Genomic DNA, 17448 nt, shown 5'->3' on the forward strand with positions numbered 1-17448 from the left:
GCAAGCGAGGTCTTCCTTCTAAATTTCCTCTCATGAATACCGAATTTTCTATTATCATATTATCTTTCAACGAAGAACAGCACCTTCCACGATTGCTTGAGTCTATCAAAGAACTCAATGCTGAGACTTTTATTCTGGATTCAGGAAGCACCGACCGAACACTCGAAATTGCGGCCAGTTATGGAGCAATCGTCAAATATAATAAGTTTGAAAACCACCCAAAACAATGGGATTTTGCTCTCAAAAATTTCCCAGTAAAAACCCCGTGGACAATCGGTCTCGACTCCGACCACATAGTGTTACCTGAGTTACTGGAAATGCTGAAAAACTTCAAGGATTCAAGCACACCAGCCGATGTCAACGGAATTTTCTTTAATCGAAAAAACTATTTCAAAGGTCGTTGGCTCAAGCACGGAGGATATTTTCCGAAATATTTGATGAAAATGTTCCGCACGGGCGTAGGCTTCTCTGACCTCAATGAAAACATGGACCACCGTTTTGTGGCCGAAGGCAAAAACATCGTTTGGGACAAAGGCTATTTGAAAGAAGAAAATCTCAAAGAAAACCGAATCAGTTTTTGGATTGAAAAACACAACCGATACAGCGACCAAGTTGCTCGTGAGGAAATTGAAAGAAAAAAACAATTACGCAATCAAACGATTCAACCAAAATTCTTCGGGAATCCTGACCAACGAGTGGCATTTTTGAAGAAAATCTGGTGGGATATGCCACTTTTTGTGCGTCCGTTTATTTATTTTTTTCATAGATATTTTATCCAATTGGGTATTCTTGATGGCAAAGAAGGGATGATTTTCCATTTCCTACAAGCCCTTTGGTTTAGGTTTGTGGTTGATGTAAAGATTTTTGAATTGGAAAGCGAAGAAAAGCAGAAAAACGAAACAAGCAAATGAGTAAATCAATAAGTATTTTAGGTTGTGGCTGGTTAGGTTTACCACTCGGAAAGTATTTTTCGGATAAAGGATATACAGTAAAAGGAAGTACTACGAACGAAGAAAAACTACCTATTCTGACCGAAAATAGCATTGAAGCCTTTCGCATTCAACTTAATCCACAAATTGTTGGCGAAAATGTGGATAACTTCTTAAATTCAGAGACCCTGTTAATAAACATTCCGCCACGAATCAGTCTTCAGAAAGTGGATGCCCACGTAGAGCAAATTTCTAATTTGCTTCCGTTCATCAAAGCATCTTCTATCAAAAATATTATCTACATAAGTTCAACTTCTGTTTACCCCGAATTGAATAGAGAAGTATTTGAAGAAGATGTCATCACACCCGAGCAATCGGCCAGCCCAACGATGGTAAAAGCCGAAAAATTATTACTCGCTCTTTGGAAAGAATCTTCAGTTAATCTAACAATTCTACGCTGTGGCGGGCTGATGGGCTACGACCGAATTCCTGCTAAATATTTTTCGGGTTGGAAAGGTCTTACCACGGGCGATATTCAAGTAAACTACGTCCATCGTGATGATGTAATCAAGGTTATTGAAACAATTATCGAAGATAAGATTTGGAACGAAACGTTTAATATTGTTTCGCCAATTCATCCGACAAGAAAAGAAATTTACGCTAAAAACTGCGAAGAATTGGGCTTTGAAATGCCCGAATTTGTAGCACCTGCAGAACCCCAACCTTTCAAGATTATTAGTCCTAAAAAGTGGCTTGCATTCTCGAAATATAATTTTATATACGAAAACCCCTTAGATTATTACTATAAATGGCCTAATTAATGTGAATGTGTATGACAAGCACGGCGGTGAGAATTCCAGTTGATGTAATAGGCCACTGCCATCACCAAAGCACCTGTCACATTGAAAAGGATTTCGTATGTGCCTTTAGCTAAAAATAAACCTGCAAAATTAAAGCAAAGAGCAATGACTAAAAGTCGAAGAGGTAACGGATTTTGGTGGTTTCGGTAATCTTTAATCAATAAGAAAATTGCCAAAATAGCACTCACACCAATTAAGTACATTTCTGATTTTTCACTCAAAAAACTTTCTCCCAAAAACGGCAAGGCAGTCATTAAAAAAGGCATAGCCAAACAATGAATCGTGCAAAGCACCGAAAGCCACAAGCCAACTTTATTAAGTGTATGGTAATGAGTGAATATTTTTCGCATAAAAAACTTGAAAATTTATTACGAGCAGTCCCTTGCCTGCAATAGTGTTGCAAATATAAGTATTAATGCAACACTATTGCAAATATTTTGGTTCAAGTTTGAGTAAATATTATCAGTAAGATTCTTTTTCGTTCGGAAAATCAGACGATTTCACATCTTTTGTATAGTTCATTACGGCTTCGGTCATAATCGTGTGTAAATCTGCATAACGGCGAAGAAAACGTGGTGAGAAATCTTTATTGATACCCAACATATCGTGTACGACCAAAATTTGACCATCACAGCCATTTCCCGCACCAATTCCGATGGTAGGAATCGCTACTGATTCTGTTACTTTTTTAGCCAAAGCAGCTGGAATTTTCTCCAAGACCATTCCGAAACAACCCACATCATTGAGCATTTTAGCATTGGCCATGAGCTGTTCGGCTTCTTCTTCTTCTTTAGCACGCACGACATACGTACCGAATTTGTAAATAGATTGTGGCGTAAGTCCTAAGTGTCCCATTACTGGAATTCCAGCACTTAAAATACGCTCAATAGATTCTTTTATTTCGATTCCGCCCTCCAGTTTCACAGCGTGTCCACCCGATTCTTTCATAATTCTGATGGCCGAACGCAATGCCTCTTCCGAATTTCCTTGATACGAACCAAAAGGTAAATCAACCACTACTAAGGCTCTTTTTACACCCTTCACAACTGCCTGTGCGTGATAAATCATATTATCGAGCGTAATCGGTAGCGTAGTTTCGTGGCCAGCCATTACATTGGAGGCAGAATCTCCCACCAAAATCAGTTCAACGCCAGCCGAATCAACGATTTTTGCCATCGAATAATCATACGAAGTCAAGCAGGCAATTTTCTCGCCTTTGCGTTTCATTTCTTGGAGCGTATGCGTGGTAATACGCTTAATTTCATTGTGTACAGACATACTGTTTCTGTTATTGGTTATTGGGAAATTAGTTATTAGGAAATTGGGGCTTGGAAAATGAGAATATTTATCGAATTACCAGTTCTCCAGTAACCAATTTCCCCGTTTTCCAATAACCAATTTATCTCGGAACAAGCCACCCTTCGGGGTTTAAATGCTGACTATTATGCCAAATCTGAAAGTTTATTTCGGTTGCTCCGCCTGACTCGCCCGCAGTTCCGATGGTTTCTTTTGCCCCAACTTTTTGCCCTACCGACAAGAAAATTTGTCGTAAATTGGCATAAACCGTAAAATATTCGCCGTGTTGAATCAAAACTACATTTCCCAAACCTGGTATTTCGGTAATATCTTTTACTTCGCCCGCATAAACTGAACGAACAGTTGCGTTGTTCGAAGTCTGAATATCAATACCATTATTATTTATCAAAACACCATTCAAAACGGGGTGTTCTTTGATACCAAATCTATCGGAAATGAAACCTCGTTGCACAGGCCACGGCAAACGAGCTTTTGAGGCAGCAAAAGATTTTCCGAGAGCAGTTTCTTCATCGTCTAAGTCTTTGGTAACTTTCTTCGTAACAGGCTTCTTAACTTTATTTTTAGCTAATTTTGCTTCTCGGTCTTGCTTGAGTTCTCGTTCACGATTCTTACGAGCAATCTCTCGTGCCACCACAGCCGCAATCGAGGATTCGAGTTTGCTTACCGATTTTTTTGTTGCCTCAATCTCTTTTCTCAAATCTTTTTCCTTTTTCGATAACTCGCCCACCATTTCGGTTTGGCGGTTTTTGAGTTGTTCGAGATACTGAGCCTCGGTGAGTTTTGCCGAAATAATTCGTTTTTTATCTGACTTTTTACCTTCTAAGTTTGCTTGTCGCTCACGCAATAAGGCCACTACTTTCATCATCTGAGCTACTTGCGACTTTCGATTATCAGTGTATTGTTGAAGATATTTATACCTCATGATGAGGTCATTGAACGATGATGAGGAGAATAAAAAACTAAGTTGATTGATTTTTCCGCTAATTTTTGATGCTCCATAAAGCATTGCGGCATATTCTCGTTGGAGGGTATCAAGTTTTTGTTCGAGTCCACGCTTGGCATCAATAATATCTTGCATTTCCATGTCAATTAGCTCCATGTCTTGCTCCATGAGGCCAATTTGCTCTTCTTGCGACGAAATCTGTTCTTTGATTGCTTTTATCTTCCCAACGGTTACTTCTTTCTTTTCTTTAGTATTTTCTAAGGCACGTTTTGTTTCTGCAATTTTTTCGAGGTTTCTTCGCTTTTCGTTTTCGAGTTGAGCTCTACTTTTTTTTCGGCGTTGAGCAAAAACATCAGTACTCGAAAATGTACTTATCACAAAAACGCCAATAAAAAAATATATAAAGGTTCTAAGAGCCATTGCAATTAAGGAGGGAATTTATTTCGTCAGACCTTCGGTACAGAAGACGCATTTATTTAGGCACATAAGATTTTGGAATACTAAACGCAAAACCTGGACTTTGGTCGAGTGCTTCAATCTTATTATGCTGCAAATTTATTGAAGTTTGAAGAACCTTGCCATCTTTTTTGGCGTCAATCTTGGCTTTAATGTCTTGTGGGAATATCAAATCGGTGATAGTCAAGAAATTAGAATAATCTATTTCCATTTTGCTATCGCCAGTTTCATCGCTGGCATTTACTTTCTGAAGTTTCAGATTGGCTTCGGCAATACTATTTTCGATTCTCACAAAACCTTCTTTTTGTTTTATCACAAAACTACCTTCTTGCTTCTCCACCACATCGGTTTCACGCTTTTTGATTGGCATATTTCCAATCAAAATCGACTGAACAAGGTCATAATTTAGATTAAAATTGAACTGTTTACTCAAACTCGCAAAATCGTATTTATAATAAGTACGGTGCAGTCGGTCTAAGAAAATAACCGAATCTTTGGTGATGATACCTCGGCCACCTTCAAGCCCCACCACAATCGATAGCCAAATAATGCTATCTTTTTTGATGTGAATATTTACAGGAAAACTCTGCTCTTCACCACCTGCCGAAAAATTTACTTTTGATTTGATATTGAGGTACTTAAAATCAATTTCGGCAGGTTTTACATCAATTTTGATTGCTACTGGAGCCTCAACTTTAGTAGTTTCATCAGTAACTAAAACTGGTTTTTCGGCTCTCATCGGTTGAGAAGCCAGCGTATCAACGGCAACAATCTCTTTTTTGTGCATCTTATGTCGCTTGCAAGATGAAGCCGAAAGAATCACAAAAAAACTAATTATCAGAAAAGAATATTTTGACATTTTATGGTTAGTTTATTTCTCCACCCAAATTCTGTGGACAATCGACAACGGGCTGTTGACTTATTCAATCAAAGCCCCAGATTGAATCTTTTTATCAATATTTGTACTATTTTCGCCCATTGAGCGAGCTTTTTTCCATTGTTCAATGGCTTTATCTTTTTCGCCAAGCTGAAACAAAACATCGCCATAATGCTCAACGATTGTGCCACTTACGCCTTTCTCTTGCTTCAAGGCACGCTCCAAAAACTCACGTGCTTTTTGGTATTCTTTCATGGTGTAAAGTACCCAAGCGTGTGTATCGAGGTACGTTGCGTTATCACCAAATTTATCGGTCAAACGAGTTGATAATTGCACCGCTCGGCTGAGTTTATCTTTACGCATCGACAAATAATAACTGTAATTATTCAATACGTGTTCGTAGTCTGGGTCGGTTTTCAAAACTGCTTCGTATGCTTCGTCCGACTTGGCGTATTTCTTCAATTCGTTGTAAGTATCGCCCAAAAGTGCATTTACGTGCTTGCCCAATTCGGCATTATCAACCGATAAATTTCTTGCTTCTTCGAGCGAAGAAACAGCTTTTTGATAATCTTTTTTGGCAAAATTGGCAAAACCATTATGATACCAAAAGAAAGATTGATTCGGAAAATATTCGATGGCTTCTTCCGAATGTTTTGCCAAACTATCAATATGATTTAATTTAGCATCTAACTCAACAATGGCCAACCAAACTTCAAAAACCGATTTATCGAACTGCGTTGACTTCACGTAATTATCACGAGCGGTCGCCATTTCACCCTTTTTCATCAATAAATCGCCCAAAACCACATAGCCTTTTGCTTCATTTGGCGACTGTTTGATTAATTCTTGTGTCAGTGTCAGAAGATTATCGAGTGTTTTATCGCTGTTATCTTCTTTCATCATGAGCATATAACTGCTCAGAATCTTGAATTTAACTTCAACAGGAAGATTTTTGTTGGCAAAAGCTACTTGAAGTTCTTCGTTGCATTTTTCAAGCTCATTTTGTTTGCGATAAATCTCGGCCAATAAAACGTGGGCTTCGGCAAAATCTGGATTTTTCTTCAACGAGTTTTTCAACATCGTAATGGCTTGGTCGTAGCGTTCGTTTGAGATAAGAATCTGAGCTTGTTGCACCACGTATTCGGGTTCGGTTGGCTCAGAGGCAATCAGACGGTCGCCTTCTTCGATGGCTTTTTCGAGCTTGTTTTGTTTCAGATAAATCAATTGTTTTTGGCGAGTGATTTCTTCACTTACGCCAATCGTACGCTCAATTTTGTTGTAGATATCAACTGCATCCGAAAATTTTTCTTGCAAAATATAGACATTCGATAAGTCGAGATAATTGTCAACATCTTGCGGAAATTTATCAGCCAACTTCTCGTACATTTCGGCTGCATCTTTGTATCGCTTTTGTTTGGTGTAGATTTCGCCCAAAAATTTTCTATAAAACTTATTCGAGTCATCGAGTTTGAGGGCTTTTTCGCTGTAAACCGTCGCATTGGCGAGGTCGCTGTTGGCGTAGTATGCCTTCGCAACCATGTAGTTTACGCCCGCACTCGTAGGATTACCTTCGGCAGCTTTTTTGAACAATGGAATAGCTTTATCGTAGGTTTCGGCAATGTAATATTTCATGCCTTCTACGAAATACGCTTCTGATTTTAAATCTTTCTCCGAAATGCCTTCACTCTCAGGTTTTTTGTTTTTCTGAGCTTCCGAAAACATCGGTAAAGCAACCAAAGCTAAATATATGATTTGTTTGAATCTCATTGTTAAATTTTGTAGTAGCTTTTCAACGCTAAAAAACACTAAATATTGCAAGTGTCAATGACGCAAGATTCTTGCCAAAGAACAGTCAAAGTTCTTAATTTTTCTTGATAAAACAGCTATATTCGCCCCATTCTTTTGATAGTTAGACCGAAACTTCTGCTCCCTCCCTATCGGGGAGGGCTGGGGAGGGGCTTGTTTTGGCAAGATAATTGAAATATTTTTGTGTAACCTAATATAACCCATTGAAATGGCAAAGCAAAAACCACAAGCAAAACCCATTGCTAAGAAAGAAAGCACGCAGTCAGTGGCCGTAGAGCAATCGGCCAATAATCAACAAACCAGCACATCTCTCGAACAAAACCTTGTTCGCTGGACTCCAGCCATCTTTGCGGCACTTATTTTTGTGAGTTATTCTCCAGTATGGCAAAATACCTTCGTTTGGGACGATAAACCGTATATCATTCTCAACGAATTCGTAAAAAACTTTGACCTTAAAGGGCTTTTAACCGAATACCACGTGGGTAACTACCACCCACTCACGATGCTCTCGCTCGCCATTGAGTACGCACTCGTGAAAGAACAAACGTGGCTCTATCACCTCGACAATCTTATCTTACATACGCTCAATAGTTGGTTGGTTTTCAAGCTCATTCAGAAACTCAACGGTAGCTTTTGGGTAGCGTTTTTTACGGGTGCTTTGTTTGCTATTCACCCGCTTCACGTTGAGTCGGTGGCGTGGGCAGCCGAGCGTAAAGACGTACTCTATACCATATTTTTATTGCTTTCTCTTTGGTACTACATCAAGTTCGATGAAACCCAAGATAAAAAATGGTACGCAGTTTCTATCCTACTATTTTTGGCCTCGTGTTTGTCGAAAGGTATGGCGGTGGTTTTACCCGCTTTATTGATTATTACTGATTATTGTTTCTTGAAAAAACCAATCAATGCGAAGCTTTTCATCAATAAAGTACCTTATTTTGTTCTGACGTTCTTTTTTGCCTACATGGCTACTCACGCCCAAAAAGATGCGGGTGCTGATGCTACTTCAGTGATTTCGCAAGCCTATACTTTAGGCGAACGTATCTTGATGTCGTGCTATGCATTTTGTTTTTATTGGGTCAAAACCCTCATTCCGTTCAAACTTTATGCTTTTTATCCGTATCCAGGAAAACCAAACGGAAGCCTTCCTGCTATCTATTCAGGAGCTTTTCTTGGTGTGATTCTGTTGGTGGGAGCAATCTTGTGGTTTGGCCGAAAAGACAAACGTATTTGGTGGGCAGGTGCATTTTTCTTAATTGCAGTTTCTACTGTTTTGCAGTTTCCATTTCCTGTGGGTAGTGCCATCGTAGCCGACCGTTACTACTATCTTTCATCCATCGGGCCATTATTTTTATTGGGGCTTGCTTTTAATCGTTTCTACCAAAAAAGCAAGGCAGCTTTGCCAGTTTTTGCAATCGTTGCTTTGGGTTTGTGTGCCTTGAGTTTCAAACAAACAGGTACTTGGAAGAATGGCTTGACACTCTTTACACCAGCCGATAAAGAATTCCCTAACGATGCCATGATTTTGAGTAATTTGGGCTGGTATTATTTAGAAAACAAAGAGTTTCCGACCTCGAAAAGCTATTTGATGCGTGCCGATGATGGTGGTTTTAAGAATGGTGATGTTTGCCGAACAATCGGTTCAATGTTTTTGGATGAAGGCGATAGCAAAACTGCCCTTAAATATTTTGAAAGAGCAACGCAGTATTTACCTAAAACCAACCGAACAAACTGGTTGCTGGGAACGGCACATTATCGCTTAGGAAATATGGCAGAAGCCGAAAAGTATTACCGTGAAGCCGTAGCCAATGAACCCAAAAATGCCGAATATCTGAATGTTTGGGGCTTATCGCTCACGGGTTTGAATAGGTTTGAGGAATCTCGCAAAGTTTTTGATGATGCTATTAAACTGAATCCGCAGCTTTGGGATGCTTACCTAAATCATTCTTACACATACAGACTCGAAAAGAAATTCGACCAAGAAATAAAGGAATTAGACGCTTTATTGACCAAAAATCCCGATTATTTGACGGCTTACCGCAATATTGGTGTTACATACGTTGACCTAAAGCAAGATGATAAAGCCGTTAGTTACTGGAAAAAAGGAGCAGAAAGAGATAAAACTGGCGAATACGAATATAATATCGGAATCAACTACGTGGCTCGTGGAGATATAAAAACCGCTACCGAATGGTACATTAAATCAGCCAAAGAGGGCAACGCCAATGCGAAAGGAATTTTGGAGAAGAATGGGGTGAAGTATTAATTGAGAATTGAAAATTATGTGCGGTCGAAACTTTAGATAATTTTCAATTCTCAATTTTTAATTCTCAATTGAATTAAATGTACTGATTGATAATCATTTCAAATAATTCTTGTTTGCCGCTGATTTGTTGAGGCTCGCCAGTTGCCAATGCGATACGGTGTAAGTCAGCTAAACCTAATTTACCTGCATCAAACAAAGCACCATCTCCGCTATCAAAAGATGCGTAACGATTAGCACGAAGTTTTTTGTATTCAGATTTTTCAAGAATATTGTTTGCAATCAACAATGCACGAGCAAACGCATCCATTCCTGAGATATGAGCAATGAAAATATCATCTAAATCAGTTGAATTACGGCGAGTCTTCGCATCAAAGTTGATACCACCAGTTTTGAATCCACCAGCTTCAACGATAATCAACATCGATTCAGTTAATTCATATAAATCAATCGGGAATTGGTCTGTATCCCAACCATTTTGGTAGTCACCACGGTTAGCATCGATACTTCCCAACATACCTGCATCAACCGCCATTTGAAGCTCATGAGCAAAAGTATGACCAGCCAAAGTAGCGTGGTTTACCTCTAAGTTCAATTGGAAATCTTTATCTAAACCATACTGACGTAAGAAACCAATTACAGTCTGAGCATCATAATCGTATTGGTGTTTCGATGGCTCGCAAGGTTTTGGCTCGATGTAGAATTTACCAGTAAATCCTTGTGAACGTGCATAATCACGTGAGATTGTAAGGAACTGACCCAAGTGGTCGATTTCTTTCTTAGTATTTGTGTTCAATAAAGACATATAGCCTTCACGACCTCCCCAGAATACATAACCTTCACCACCCAATGCGATAGTAGCATCAATAGCGTTTTTCACTTGGAAACCTCCGTGAGCAACTACCGAGAAGTCTGGGTTTGTTGAAGCACCATTCATATAACGCTTGTGCGAAAACAAGTTGGCAGTTCCCCAAAGCAATTTCATGCCACTTTCTGCTTGCTTTTGTTTTGCTAAAGCAACGATTTCCTCTAAATTTTTCTGAAATTCAGCTTGAGAATTACCTTCTGGAGCAATATCAGTATCGTGGAAGCAATAGTAAGGCGTTCCAAGTTTTGTCATAAACTCAAATGCTGCATCGAGTTTTTGTTTCGCTGCATCCATTGGGCTTGAAGCTACATCCCAAGGGAAAACTTTTGTTCCTGGACCAAATGGGTCGCCGCCATTACCGCAGAATGTATGCCAGTAAGCAGTTGCGAAACGTAGGTGTTCGGCCATTGTTTTGCCAGCTACCACACGGTTTGCATCGTAATATTTAAACGCTAAATAGTTATTTGATTCTCTTCCTTCGTATGCAATAGCATCTTTGATAAACGGAAAATACTCTTTCTGACCAAGAGTAACCTTAAGATTTGACATGATGGTAGTATTTTTATTGGTTTTGTTCGCAATTATGATGCGAAGTAAATTATTAAGTGTCAATTATACAATTAATTTTAAATAATTATTTTTAGCACGATTATAAAGATTACAAGATGGGTGGCAATATGGGGGCTTGGTTTGATGAATAAAATGCTTCAACTAACGATTATGAATAGATTTTTTCTTTAAATTTGGATATAAATATTAATGCTATGGTCAGAGATAAAGAAATAGTTACCTTGCCACGTACATTGGAAGAATTTCGAGTTTGGGAAGCAAACGATGGCTTCAAATATGAATGGAATGATGGCGAATTGATTAAATTTACGGGAATGAACAAACTACAAGTTAAAATTTATGATATCCTTCTTGATTTATTTATTGATAAAGGATACAAAAAAAGAGGGACATTTGTTTCTGAATACGATGTGCAACTTACAGGAATTCAAATGAGAAGACCTGATGTTGCCTATTTGACAAAAGAACAGATTGAAGCTGCCAATAAAGGGACAGATGTAATTCCAGAATTTGTCATCGAAATTATTTCTGGAAACGATAATATCAATAAAGTTGAAGAAAAAATTGGGGAGTATTATAAAGCGGGAATTAAGGTCGTTTGGTTGATTTTTCCAGAGAATAAATCAGTTCATGTTTATACTTCTCGCCGTGATGTAAAAATCTGCATCGAAAATGATATTTGCTCGGCAGCACCTGTTTTGCCCGAATTTGAGATTGGAGTGGATGTTTTGTTGGGGTAAAAAGATTATTCCTTCTTTTTAAACAAAAGAGTACTAATTGTTTGACAAATATGAAATAACTATTAAACCCTATACCGTCTTTTTACTTATTTTAATGAAAAACAGACATACTTTTACAAATAAATGGGTATTTATATTAGCAATAGTTGTCATTATTATACCTATTATCCCTTACTACTGCACTTTCTCCATAAAAAGTAATCAAACATCCAATTGGCCAAACTTTAGTAATCAAACATCCGATTGGTCAAATTTTGCTACTTTCTTTGCTGCATTTATATCACTTGCTAACTTATTTGTTTTCATATACTTTTCTGAATTGATTTATAAGTATAATTTAAAGAGAGATGAACTAATAGAAGAAAAAGAGAAACAGATTGAAGCTTTAGAAAAGCCCATTTTAGCGTTTAATCAAACCCAAGAGTCAATTTATGAAGTTACGAATATTGGAAGAGGAGCTGCTTTAAATGTTAAAGTATTTGTAAATCAAAAAGTAGAAAATGATAACGGTGAATACCAATGTTGGGGCTACCGCTGCTACTCGATGTATGTTCATCAAACATTATTGCTAAAAAACACATCAAATTGTATAGAAATTGGGGCTAAATATACTGATATTTTTGGAAATGAGTTTAACTCCTATATGAAGGATTATTCTTTAAAGATATTTGATTTACGCCTTGGCTTACCATCAATCTCTTTACTTGCCGACCCAGAACCAACACTTCATCCTTTGTAACTATTCTATAAAAGTAGAGACAGGGCAATGCCCTGTCTCTACCAAAACATAATATATTTTCTCTCCTCAAAATATCGTATCAAACAACAAATAACTATTCAAAGCAATAATGATAATCGTTACGACCCAAGCGGTATATTTTACGTAGGCTGGGTTTACAAATTCGCCCATTTTTAGTTTATCTGATGTAAACATTACCAAAGGTACAACCGCAAAACTCAACTGTAAGGATAATATCACTTGGCTTAAAACCAATAAATCTGAAGTTCCTTTTTCTCCATAAATAATTGCCACAATCAAAGCTGGCACAATTGCTAAAAGCCTTGTTATCAATCTTCTGAGCCACGGTTTTAGTTGAATATTCAAGAAACCTTCCATCACGATTTGTCCTGCCAGTGTTCCTGTAAGTGTAGAGTTCTGCCCCGCCGCCAATAGTGCAACGGCAAAGAAAAGTCCAGCCAATTTTACGCCCAAAATTGGGTCGAGCAACATATAAGCATCGGTTATATCGGCAACTTCTTTGTTTCCTGTAAAATGAAAAGTTGCAGCAGCCATAATCAAAATGGCGGCATTGATAAAGAACGCAATAAACAACGAAGCCGTAGAGTCAATAGTGGCATATTTAATGGCACTTTTCTTGGCGGCGTGCGTATCTTCTATCTTGCGGGTTTGAATAATGCTCGAATGCAAATACAAATTATGAGGCATTACGGTAGCTCCCAAAATCCCGATGGCAATGTAGAGCATTTCGGGGCTAGTCACAATCTGGCTACTCGGAATCAAGCCTTTTGAAACCGCCACAATATCGGGTTGAGATGCTAAAATTTCGTAGCCAAAGCAGAGTAAAATTATCAGAATTAAGCCCCCAACAATTACTTCAATGATGCGGAAACCTTTGTTTTGGAGGAATAATATAAAAATGACATCGATGGCAGTTATCAGAATTCCGTAAGTTAATGGAATATTAAAGAGCAAATTAAGTGCAACCGCCGCTCCGATAACCTCGGCCAAATCGCAGGCGGCAATGGCAACTTCGGCCAAAATCCACAAAATAAATGATACAGGTTTTGAGTAAGAATCTCGACAAGCCTGTGCCAAATCTCTGCCCGTAGCAATGCCCAATTTGAGCGATAAATGCTGCAAAAGCATCGCAAAAAGATTAGAAATCAGAATTACAGAGAGTAGCGTATAACCAAATTTTGCCCCGCCCGCAATATCAGTTGCCCAGTTGCCAGGGTCCATGTAGCCAACGGCAACCATCAAACCTGGCCCGACGAAAGCCGACATTTTTTTCCAAAAACTACCTTTTGTATGAACTGTAATACTTCCGTGAACTTCAGGTAGTGACAGACTACTCGTTGTCGAACGCCAAGCTTTATTTTTTATGTCGATGTTTTTTTCCATTTGTTGTAAATCCACAATTTTCAATACAAACATAAAACAAAAAATTTGCCAATCAAAATATATTTTTAGATTAGTCTAAAATTTTGTTTGATTAGACTAAAAATGTACTTTTGTATTAGTAGTTGCTATATGCTTTTAGCTATTGGCTATTTTTCATACTATCGTCTATCGACTGTGGACAATCAACTAATTACCTCTTTCACCGAAGAAAATTACTTAAAAATCATTTATCTACTTACCGAACGGCACAACGGTAATGAGGTGAGTACCAATCAGTTGGCTGAACACACGCAGACCAAAGCTGCTTCGGTGTCGGATATGTTACGCAAACTGGCCGAGAAAAATTACATCAATTATCGTAAGTATCAAGGCGTTACGCTGACCGAGGCGGGCGAGCAAATTGCCTTGGGTGTGATTAGAAAACACCGACTTTGGGAAGTTTTTTTGGTAGAAAAACTGGGGTTTGGCTGGGACGAAATCCATGATATTGCCGAACAACTCGAACACATCGACTCGAAAGAATTGACCAAACGTTTAGATGATTTCTTGGAAAATCCAAAATTTGACCCTCACGGCGACCCGATTCCTGACGCCAAAGGTAAAATGCCTTCGGTGAGCTATCAGAAACTTTCAGAAATTCCACTCAATCAATCAGTAGTGATGATGGGCGTTTCGGTGCATTCGCCTGCGTTTTTACAACACCTTGATAAACAACAGATTACACTCGGATGCGACCTAAAAGTTTTGGAAATAAGTGATTTTGATAAATCTTATGGATTACTTCTAAACAATAAAATAAGGCTTTTTGTGAGCAATGAAGTAGCGAGAAATTTATTGGTGCAAGTTTCAAATGCTTGATTCTCTGCAAAAAAACCTGCAAGGATAAAAGAATCCTTACAGGTTTTAAGTGTTAATACTTCTTAATAAAGCCATTCGCAAACCTACAATGAGTATCTTTGCATAAAATTTTTATTTTGAAATGTAGCTAATGCACAACAAATCCATTTTGCATTATTCATCGCACGGGCGACCCCGTTTGCATTTACTCCATGAATATTCTCGATAAATATTTAATCAAACGTTTTCTGAAGACCTATTTTTTTGCAGTTTTGGTCATCGTGCTTATCATCATGGTGATTGACTTCGTAGAAAAAAACGATGACTTTATTCAGAAAAATGCTCCAATGCGAGCAATTTTGCTTTCGTATTATGCGAACCTTGCTCCTTATTGGGCCAATTATATAAGTCCGTTGATGATTTTTATCTCGACGGTTTTCTTCACGGCTCAAATGGCGGCTCACACCGAAATCGTAGCGATTTTGAGTAGCGGTACGAGTTTTCGTAGGTTGATGCTTCCTTATTTTATTGCTTCTTCGATGGTGGCTGTGTTATCGTTTGTAATGGTTGGTTGGATTCTACCCAAAGCCAATAAAGTTCGGTTGGGCTTTGAGGCTACGTACATCAACGATAAGTTTTATTTTTCAGACCGAGATTTTCATACGGCCGTGGCACCCAATACCTACGCCTACATGTCGAGCTATAATAACGAAACCAAAACTGGGTATGATTTTACGCTCGAAAAAATCGCTGATAATAAACTCATTGAAAAACTTTCGGCCAAAAGAATCGAATGGAATGATAGCACCAAACGCTGGAAGATTTCTGACTATAAGATTCGAACCTTGGGCATCATGAAAGATAAACTTATCTATAATACGGCCACAAAAGATACGGTCATTAATCTTTCACCGAGTGATTTTGAGAGCGACCGTAACGTTTATGAAACCTTTACAATTCCCGAATTACGCAAACGCATTGATTTGATTAAAAGCCGAGGAGCAGAAGGAATTGAATCTTTTCAGATTGAACTTTATCAACGAATCGTGACACCTTTTGCCGTAATTATTTTGTCATTGATGGGCTTGATTGTATCGGCTCGAAAATCTCGTGGAGGAGTTGGCTTTCAGATTGCCATCGGGTTTGTGTTGGCATTTGTTTATATTTTGTTCTTCATTATGTCGAAAGGCATTGCCGAATCAGGCAATATGCCACCAATTTTAGCAGTTTGGCTACCAAATATCGTCTTTTCTTGCATAGGTACGTTTATGTATTTTACCGTTCCACGATAATTTTGAATGAGTGCATGAATGACAGAATAGATATTACTTAAAATCAAAACATTCTATCACTCAAAATTAGTTTTATTTGAATAGTACAATAATTTTAAATATTATTCGAGATTTCACATTAATAAATCCTATTTTTGCGTGAAATTTTGTTGAACTCTAAAAAATACGCTCATTTTAGGGCGGGTTTGGGCTTATGAAAGTTGTTTTGGCATACAGTGGAGGTTTGGATACCTCTTTTTGTGTAAAATATTTGACCGAAGAATTAGGTCATGAAGTTCACTCAGTATTAGTTGATACTGGTGGATTTACAGAAGCAGAAATGAAGGATATTGAAACCAAAGCTTACGAATTGGGAGTAAAAAACCACTACACGGCTCGTATGGTAGATGAATATTACCAAAAATGTATTCGTTATTTGGTTTACGGTAATATTCTAAAAAATAATACTTATCCGCTTTCGGTGAGTGCCGAGCGTATGTTTCAGGCAGTTGCGGTTGCCGAATATGCCAAGCAAATCGGAGCAGAAGCCGTAGCTCACGGAAGTACGGGTGCAGGAAACGACCAAGTGCGTTTCGATATGGTTTTCAGAATCGTATTGCCAAATGCTCAAATTATTACTCCAATCAGAGATTTGAAATTATCTCGTGAGGCCGAAATCGAATTCTTGAAGTCGAAAGGTGTGGTACGTGAGTGGCACAAAGCAGCTTACTCTATTAATAAAGGTTTGTGGGGAACTTCGGTTGGTGGTCGTGAAACATTGAATTCGTATGAATTTTTACCAGAAAGTGCCTTCCCAACTCAAGTAAGCAAAACTGGTACAGAAGAAATCGCCCTACAATTTGTAAATGGAGAATTGAAAGGTGTAGCAGGCGAAAGTTTTGAAAACCCAGTTGATGCCATTCGTAAATTATCAGAATTAGCTTCGCCTTATGGCATCGGTCGTGATATTCACGTGGGCGATACCATTATTGGTATAAAAGGCCGTGTTGGTTTCGAGGCTGCCGCTCCGTTGATTATCATTAAAGCTCACCATTTACTCGAAAAACACGTTCTGTCGAAATGGCAACAATATTGGAAGCAAAACTTAGCCGAATGGTACGGAATGATGCTTCATGAAGGGCAATTTTTAGAACCTTTGATGCGTGATATTGAGAAATTCTTAGAAAGTATGCAGTCGCACGTAACTGGTGAAGTTCGTGTACATTTAGCACCATATAACTTCCAATTATTGGGTATTAAATCTGATTACGATTTGATGTCGCCAGTATTTGGTAGCTACGGCGAAATGAATAATGCTTGGAGTGGCGATGATGTAAGAGGTTTCTCGAAAATCATGTCGAACCAAGTGATGATTCACCAAAAAATCGCAGAATTGGCTGAGAAGAAATAAGTAGTCCATTGTCCGCAAGTCCACGATAAGCGGTCAACTATTTGTTAGCTAAAAGTTGTTTATAGCTAAATAAATATACGAAATTTTCATGTCACGTCCTAAAAAAGCGATACAAGATTTAAAAGGTTAAAATTACTTTTTTCTAAATAGTAGTAGC

Annotated in this window: 15 protein-coding genes; 8 read left to right on the plus strand and 7 right to left on the minus strand. The window is 38.3% G+C overall.

What is annotated here, in order from left to right:
* Positions 1–32 precede the first annotated feature (32 nt).
* Positions 33–911: a glycosyltransferase family 2 protein gene (locus IEX65_RS23325; RefSeq protein WP_188769901.1), complete on the plus strand. Its 879-nt coding sequence runs from the start codon at positions 33–35 to the stop codon at positions 909–911.
* Positions 908–1750 carry an NAD-dependent epimerase/dehydratase family protein gene (locus IEX65_RS23330; protein WP_188769903.1) on the plus strand — a complete coding sequence of 281 codons (843 nt, stop codon included), beginning with the start codon at positions 908–910 and terminating at the stop codon, positions 1748–1750. The genes IEX65_RS23325 and IEX65_RS23330 overlap by 4 nt, the downstream gene beginning before the upstream one ends.
* Here IEX65_RS23330 and IEX65_RS23335 read toward each other — a convergent pair.
* The 5 genes from IEX65_RS23335 to IEX65_RS23355 all read right to left on the minus strand — a co-directional run bounded on the left by IEX65_RS23335 (position 1747) and on the right by IEX65_RS23355 (position 7149).
* Positions 1747–2139 (minus strand): MerC domain-containing protein, encoded by a 393-nt coding sequence (locus IEX65_RS23335; protein WP_188769905.1) that lies wholly within the window; start codon positions 2137–2139, stop codon positions 1747–1749. The two genes, IEX65_RS23330 and IEX65_RS23335, sit on opposite strands and share 4 nt — an antisense overlap.
* Before the next feature lie 112 nt (positions 2140–2251).
* The gene (gene panB / locus IEX65_RS23340; protein ID WP_188769907.1) at positions 2252–3067 is read right to left on the minus strand and encodes a 3-methyl-2-oxobutanoate hydroxymethyltransferase; all 816 of its coding nucleotides are present in this window, start codon (positions 3065–3067) and stop codon (positions 2252–2254) included.
* 121 nt (positions 3068–3188) lie between these two features.
* On the minus strand, positions 3189–4469 hold the full coding sequence (locus IEX65_RS23345; RefSeq protein WP_188769909.1) for a murein hydrolase activator EnvC family protein: 1281 nt from the start codon (positions 4467–4469) through the stop codon (positions 3189–3191).
* 52 nt (positions 4470–4521) lie between these two features.
* The gene (gene lolB1 / locus IEX65_RS23350; RefSeq protein WP_188769911.1) at positions 4522–5364 is read right to left on the minus strand and encodes a lipoprotein insertase outer membrane protein LolB1; all 843 of its coding nucleotides are present in this window, start codon (positions 5362–5364) and stop codon (positions 4522–4524) included.
* 60 nt (positions 5365–5424) lie between these two features.
* A complete protein-coding gene (locus IEX65_RS23355; RefSeq protein ID WP_188769913.1) occupies positions 5425–7149 on the minus strand; it encodes a tetratricopeptide repeat protein in 1725 nt (574 codons plus the stop codon).
* 247 nt (positions 7150–7396) lie between these two features.
* On the opposite strand from IEX65_RS23355, the gene IEX65_RS23360 reads away from it, so the two are divergent.
* A complete protein-coding gene (locus IEX65_RS23360; RefSeq protein ID WP_188769915.1) occupies positions 7397–9454 on the plus strand; it encodes a tetratricopeptide repeat protein in 2058 nt (685 codons plus the stop codon).
* Positions 9455–9527: 73 nt separating this feature from the next.
* Here IEX65_RS23360 and xylA read toward each other — a convergent pair whose 3' ends face one another.
* A complete protein-coding gene (gene xylA, locus IEX65_RS23365) occupies positions 9528–10868 on the minus strand; it encodes a xylose isomerase (RefSeq protein WP_188769917.1) in 1341 nt (446 codons plus the stop codon).
* 215 nt (positions 10869–11083) lie between these two features.
* Here xylA and IEX65_RS23370 point away from each other — a divergent pair, with 215 nt between their 5' ends.
* Positions 11084–11629 (plus strand): Uma2 family endonuclease, encoded by a 546-nt coding sequence (locus tag IEX65_RS23370; protein WP_188769919.1) that lies wholly within the window; start codon positions 11084–11086, stop codon positions 11627–11629.
* A gap of 94 nt (positions 11630–11723) precedes the next feature.
* Positions 11724–12368, plus strand: coding sequence for a hypothetical protein (locus IEX65_RS23375; protein WP_188769921.1), 645 nt, complete (start codon positions 11724–11726; stop codon positions 12366–12368).
* A gap of 66 nt (positions 12369–12434) precedes the next feature.
* Here IEX65_RS23375 and IEX65_RS23380 read toward each other — a convergent pair whose 3' ends face one another.
* Complete coding sequence (locus tag IEX65_RS23380) at positions 12435–13772, minus strand: Nramp family divalent metal transporter (protein ID WP_188769923.1); 1338 nt, start codon at positions 13770–13772, stop codon at positions 12435–12437.
* A gap of 189 nt (positions 13773–13961) precedes the next feature.
* On the opposite strand from IEX65_RS23380, the gene IEX65_RS23385 reads away from it, so the two are divergent.
* The 3 genes from IEX65_RS23385 to IEX65_RS23395 all read left to right on the plus strand — a co-directional run bounded on the left by IEX65_RS23385 (position 13962) and on the right by IEX65_RS23395 (position 17291).
* Entirely contained in the window at positions 13962–14630 is a 669-nt protein-coding gene (locus IEX65_RS23385) for a metal-dependent transcriptional regulator (protein WP_188769942.1), read from the plus strand.
* Between the two features lie 191 nt (positions 14631–14821).
* Positions 14822–15901 carry an LptF/LptG family permease gene (locus tag IEX65_RS23390; RefSeq protein ID WP_188769925.1) on the plus strand — a complete coding sequence of 360 codons (1080 nt, stop codon included), beginning with the start codon at positions 14822–14824 and terminating at the stop codon, positions 15899–15901.
* A 193-nt stretch (positions 15902–16094) separates the two neighbouring features.
* Complete coding sequence (locus tag IEX65_RS23395) at positions 16095–17291, plus strand: argininosuccinate synthase (RefSeq protein WP_188769927.1); 1197 nt, start codon at positions 16095–16097, stop codon at positions 17289–17291.
* Positions 17292–17448: the final 157 nt, after the last annotated feature.

The sequence above is a fragment of the Emticicia aquatilis genome, from assembly GCF_014644295.1.
GTDB lineage: Bacteria > Bacteroidota > Bacteroidia > Cytophagales > Spirosomataceae > Emticicia > Emticicia aquatilis.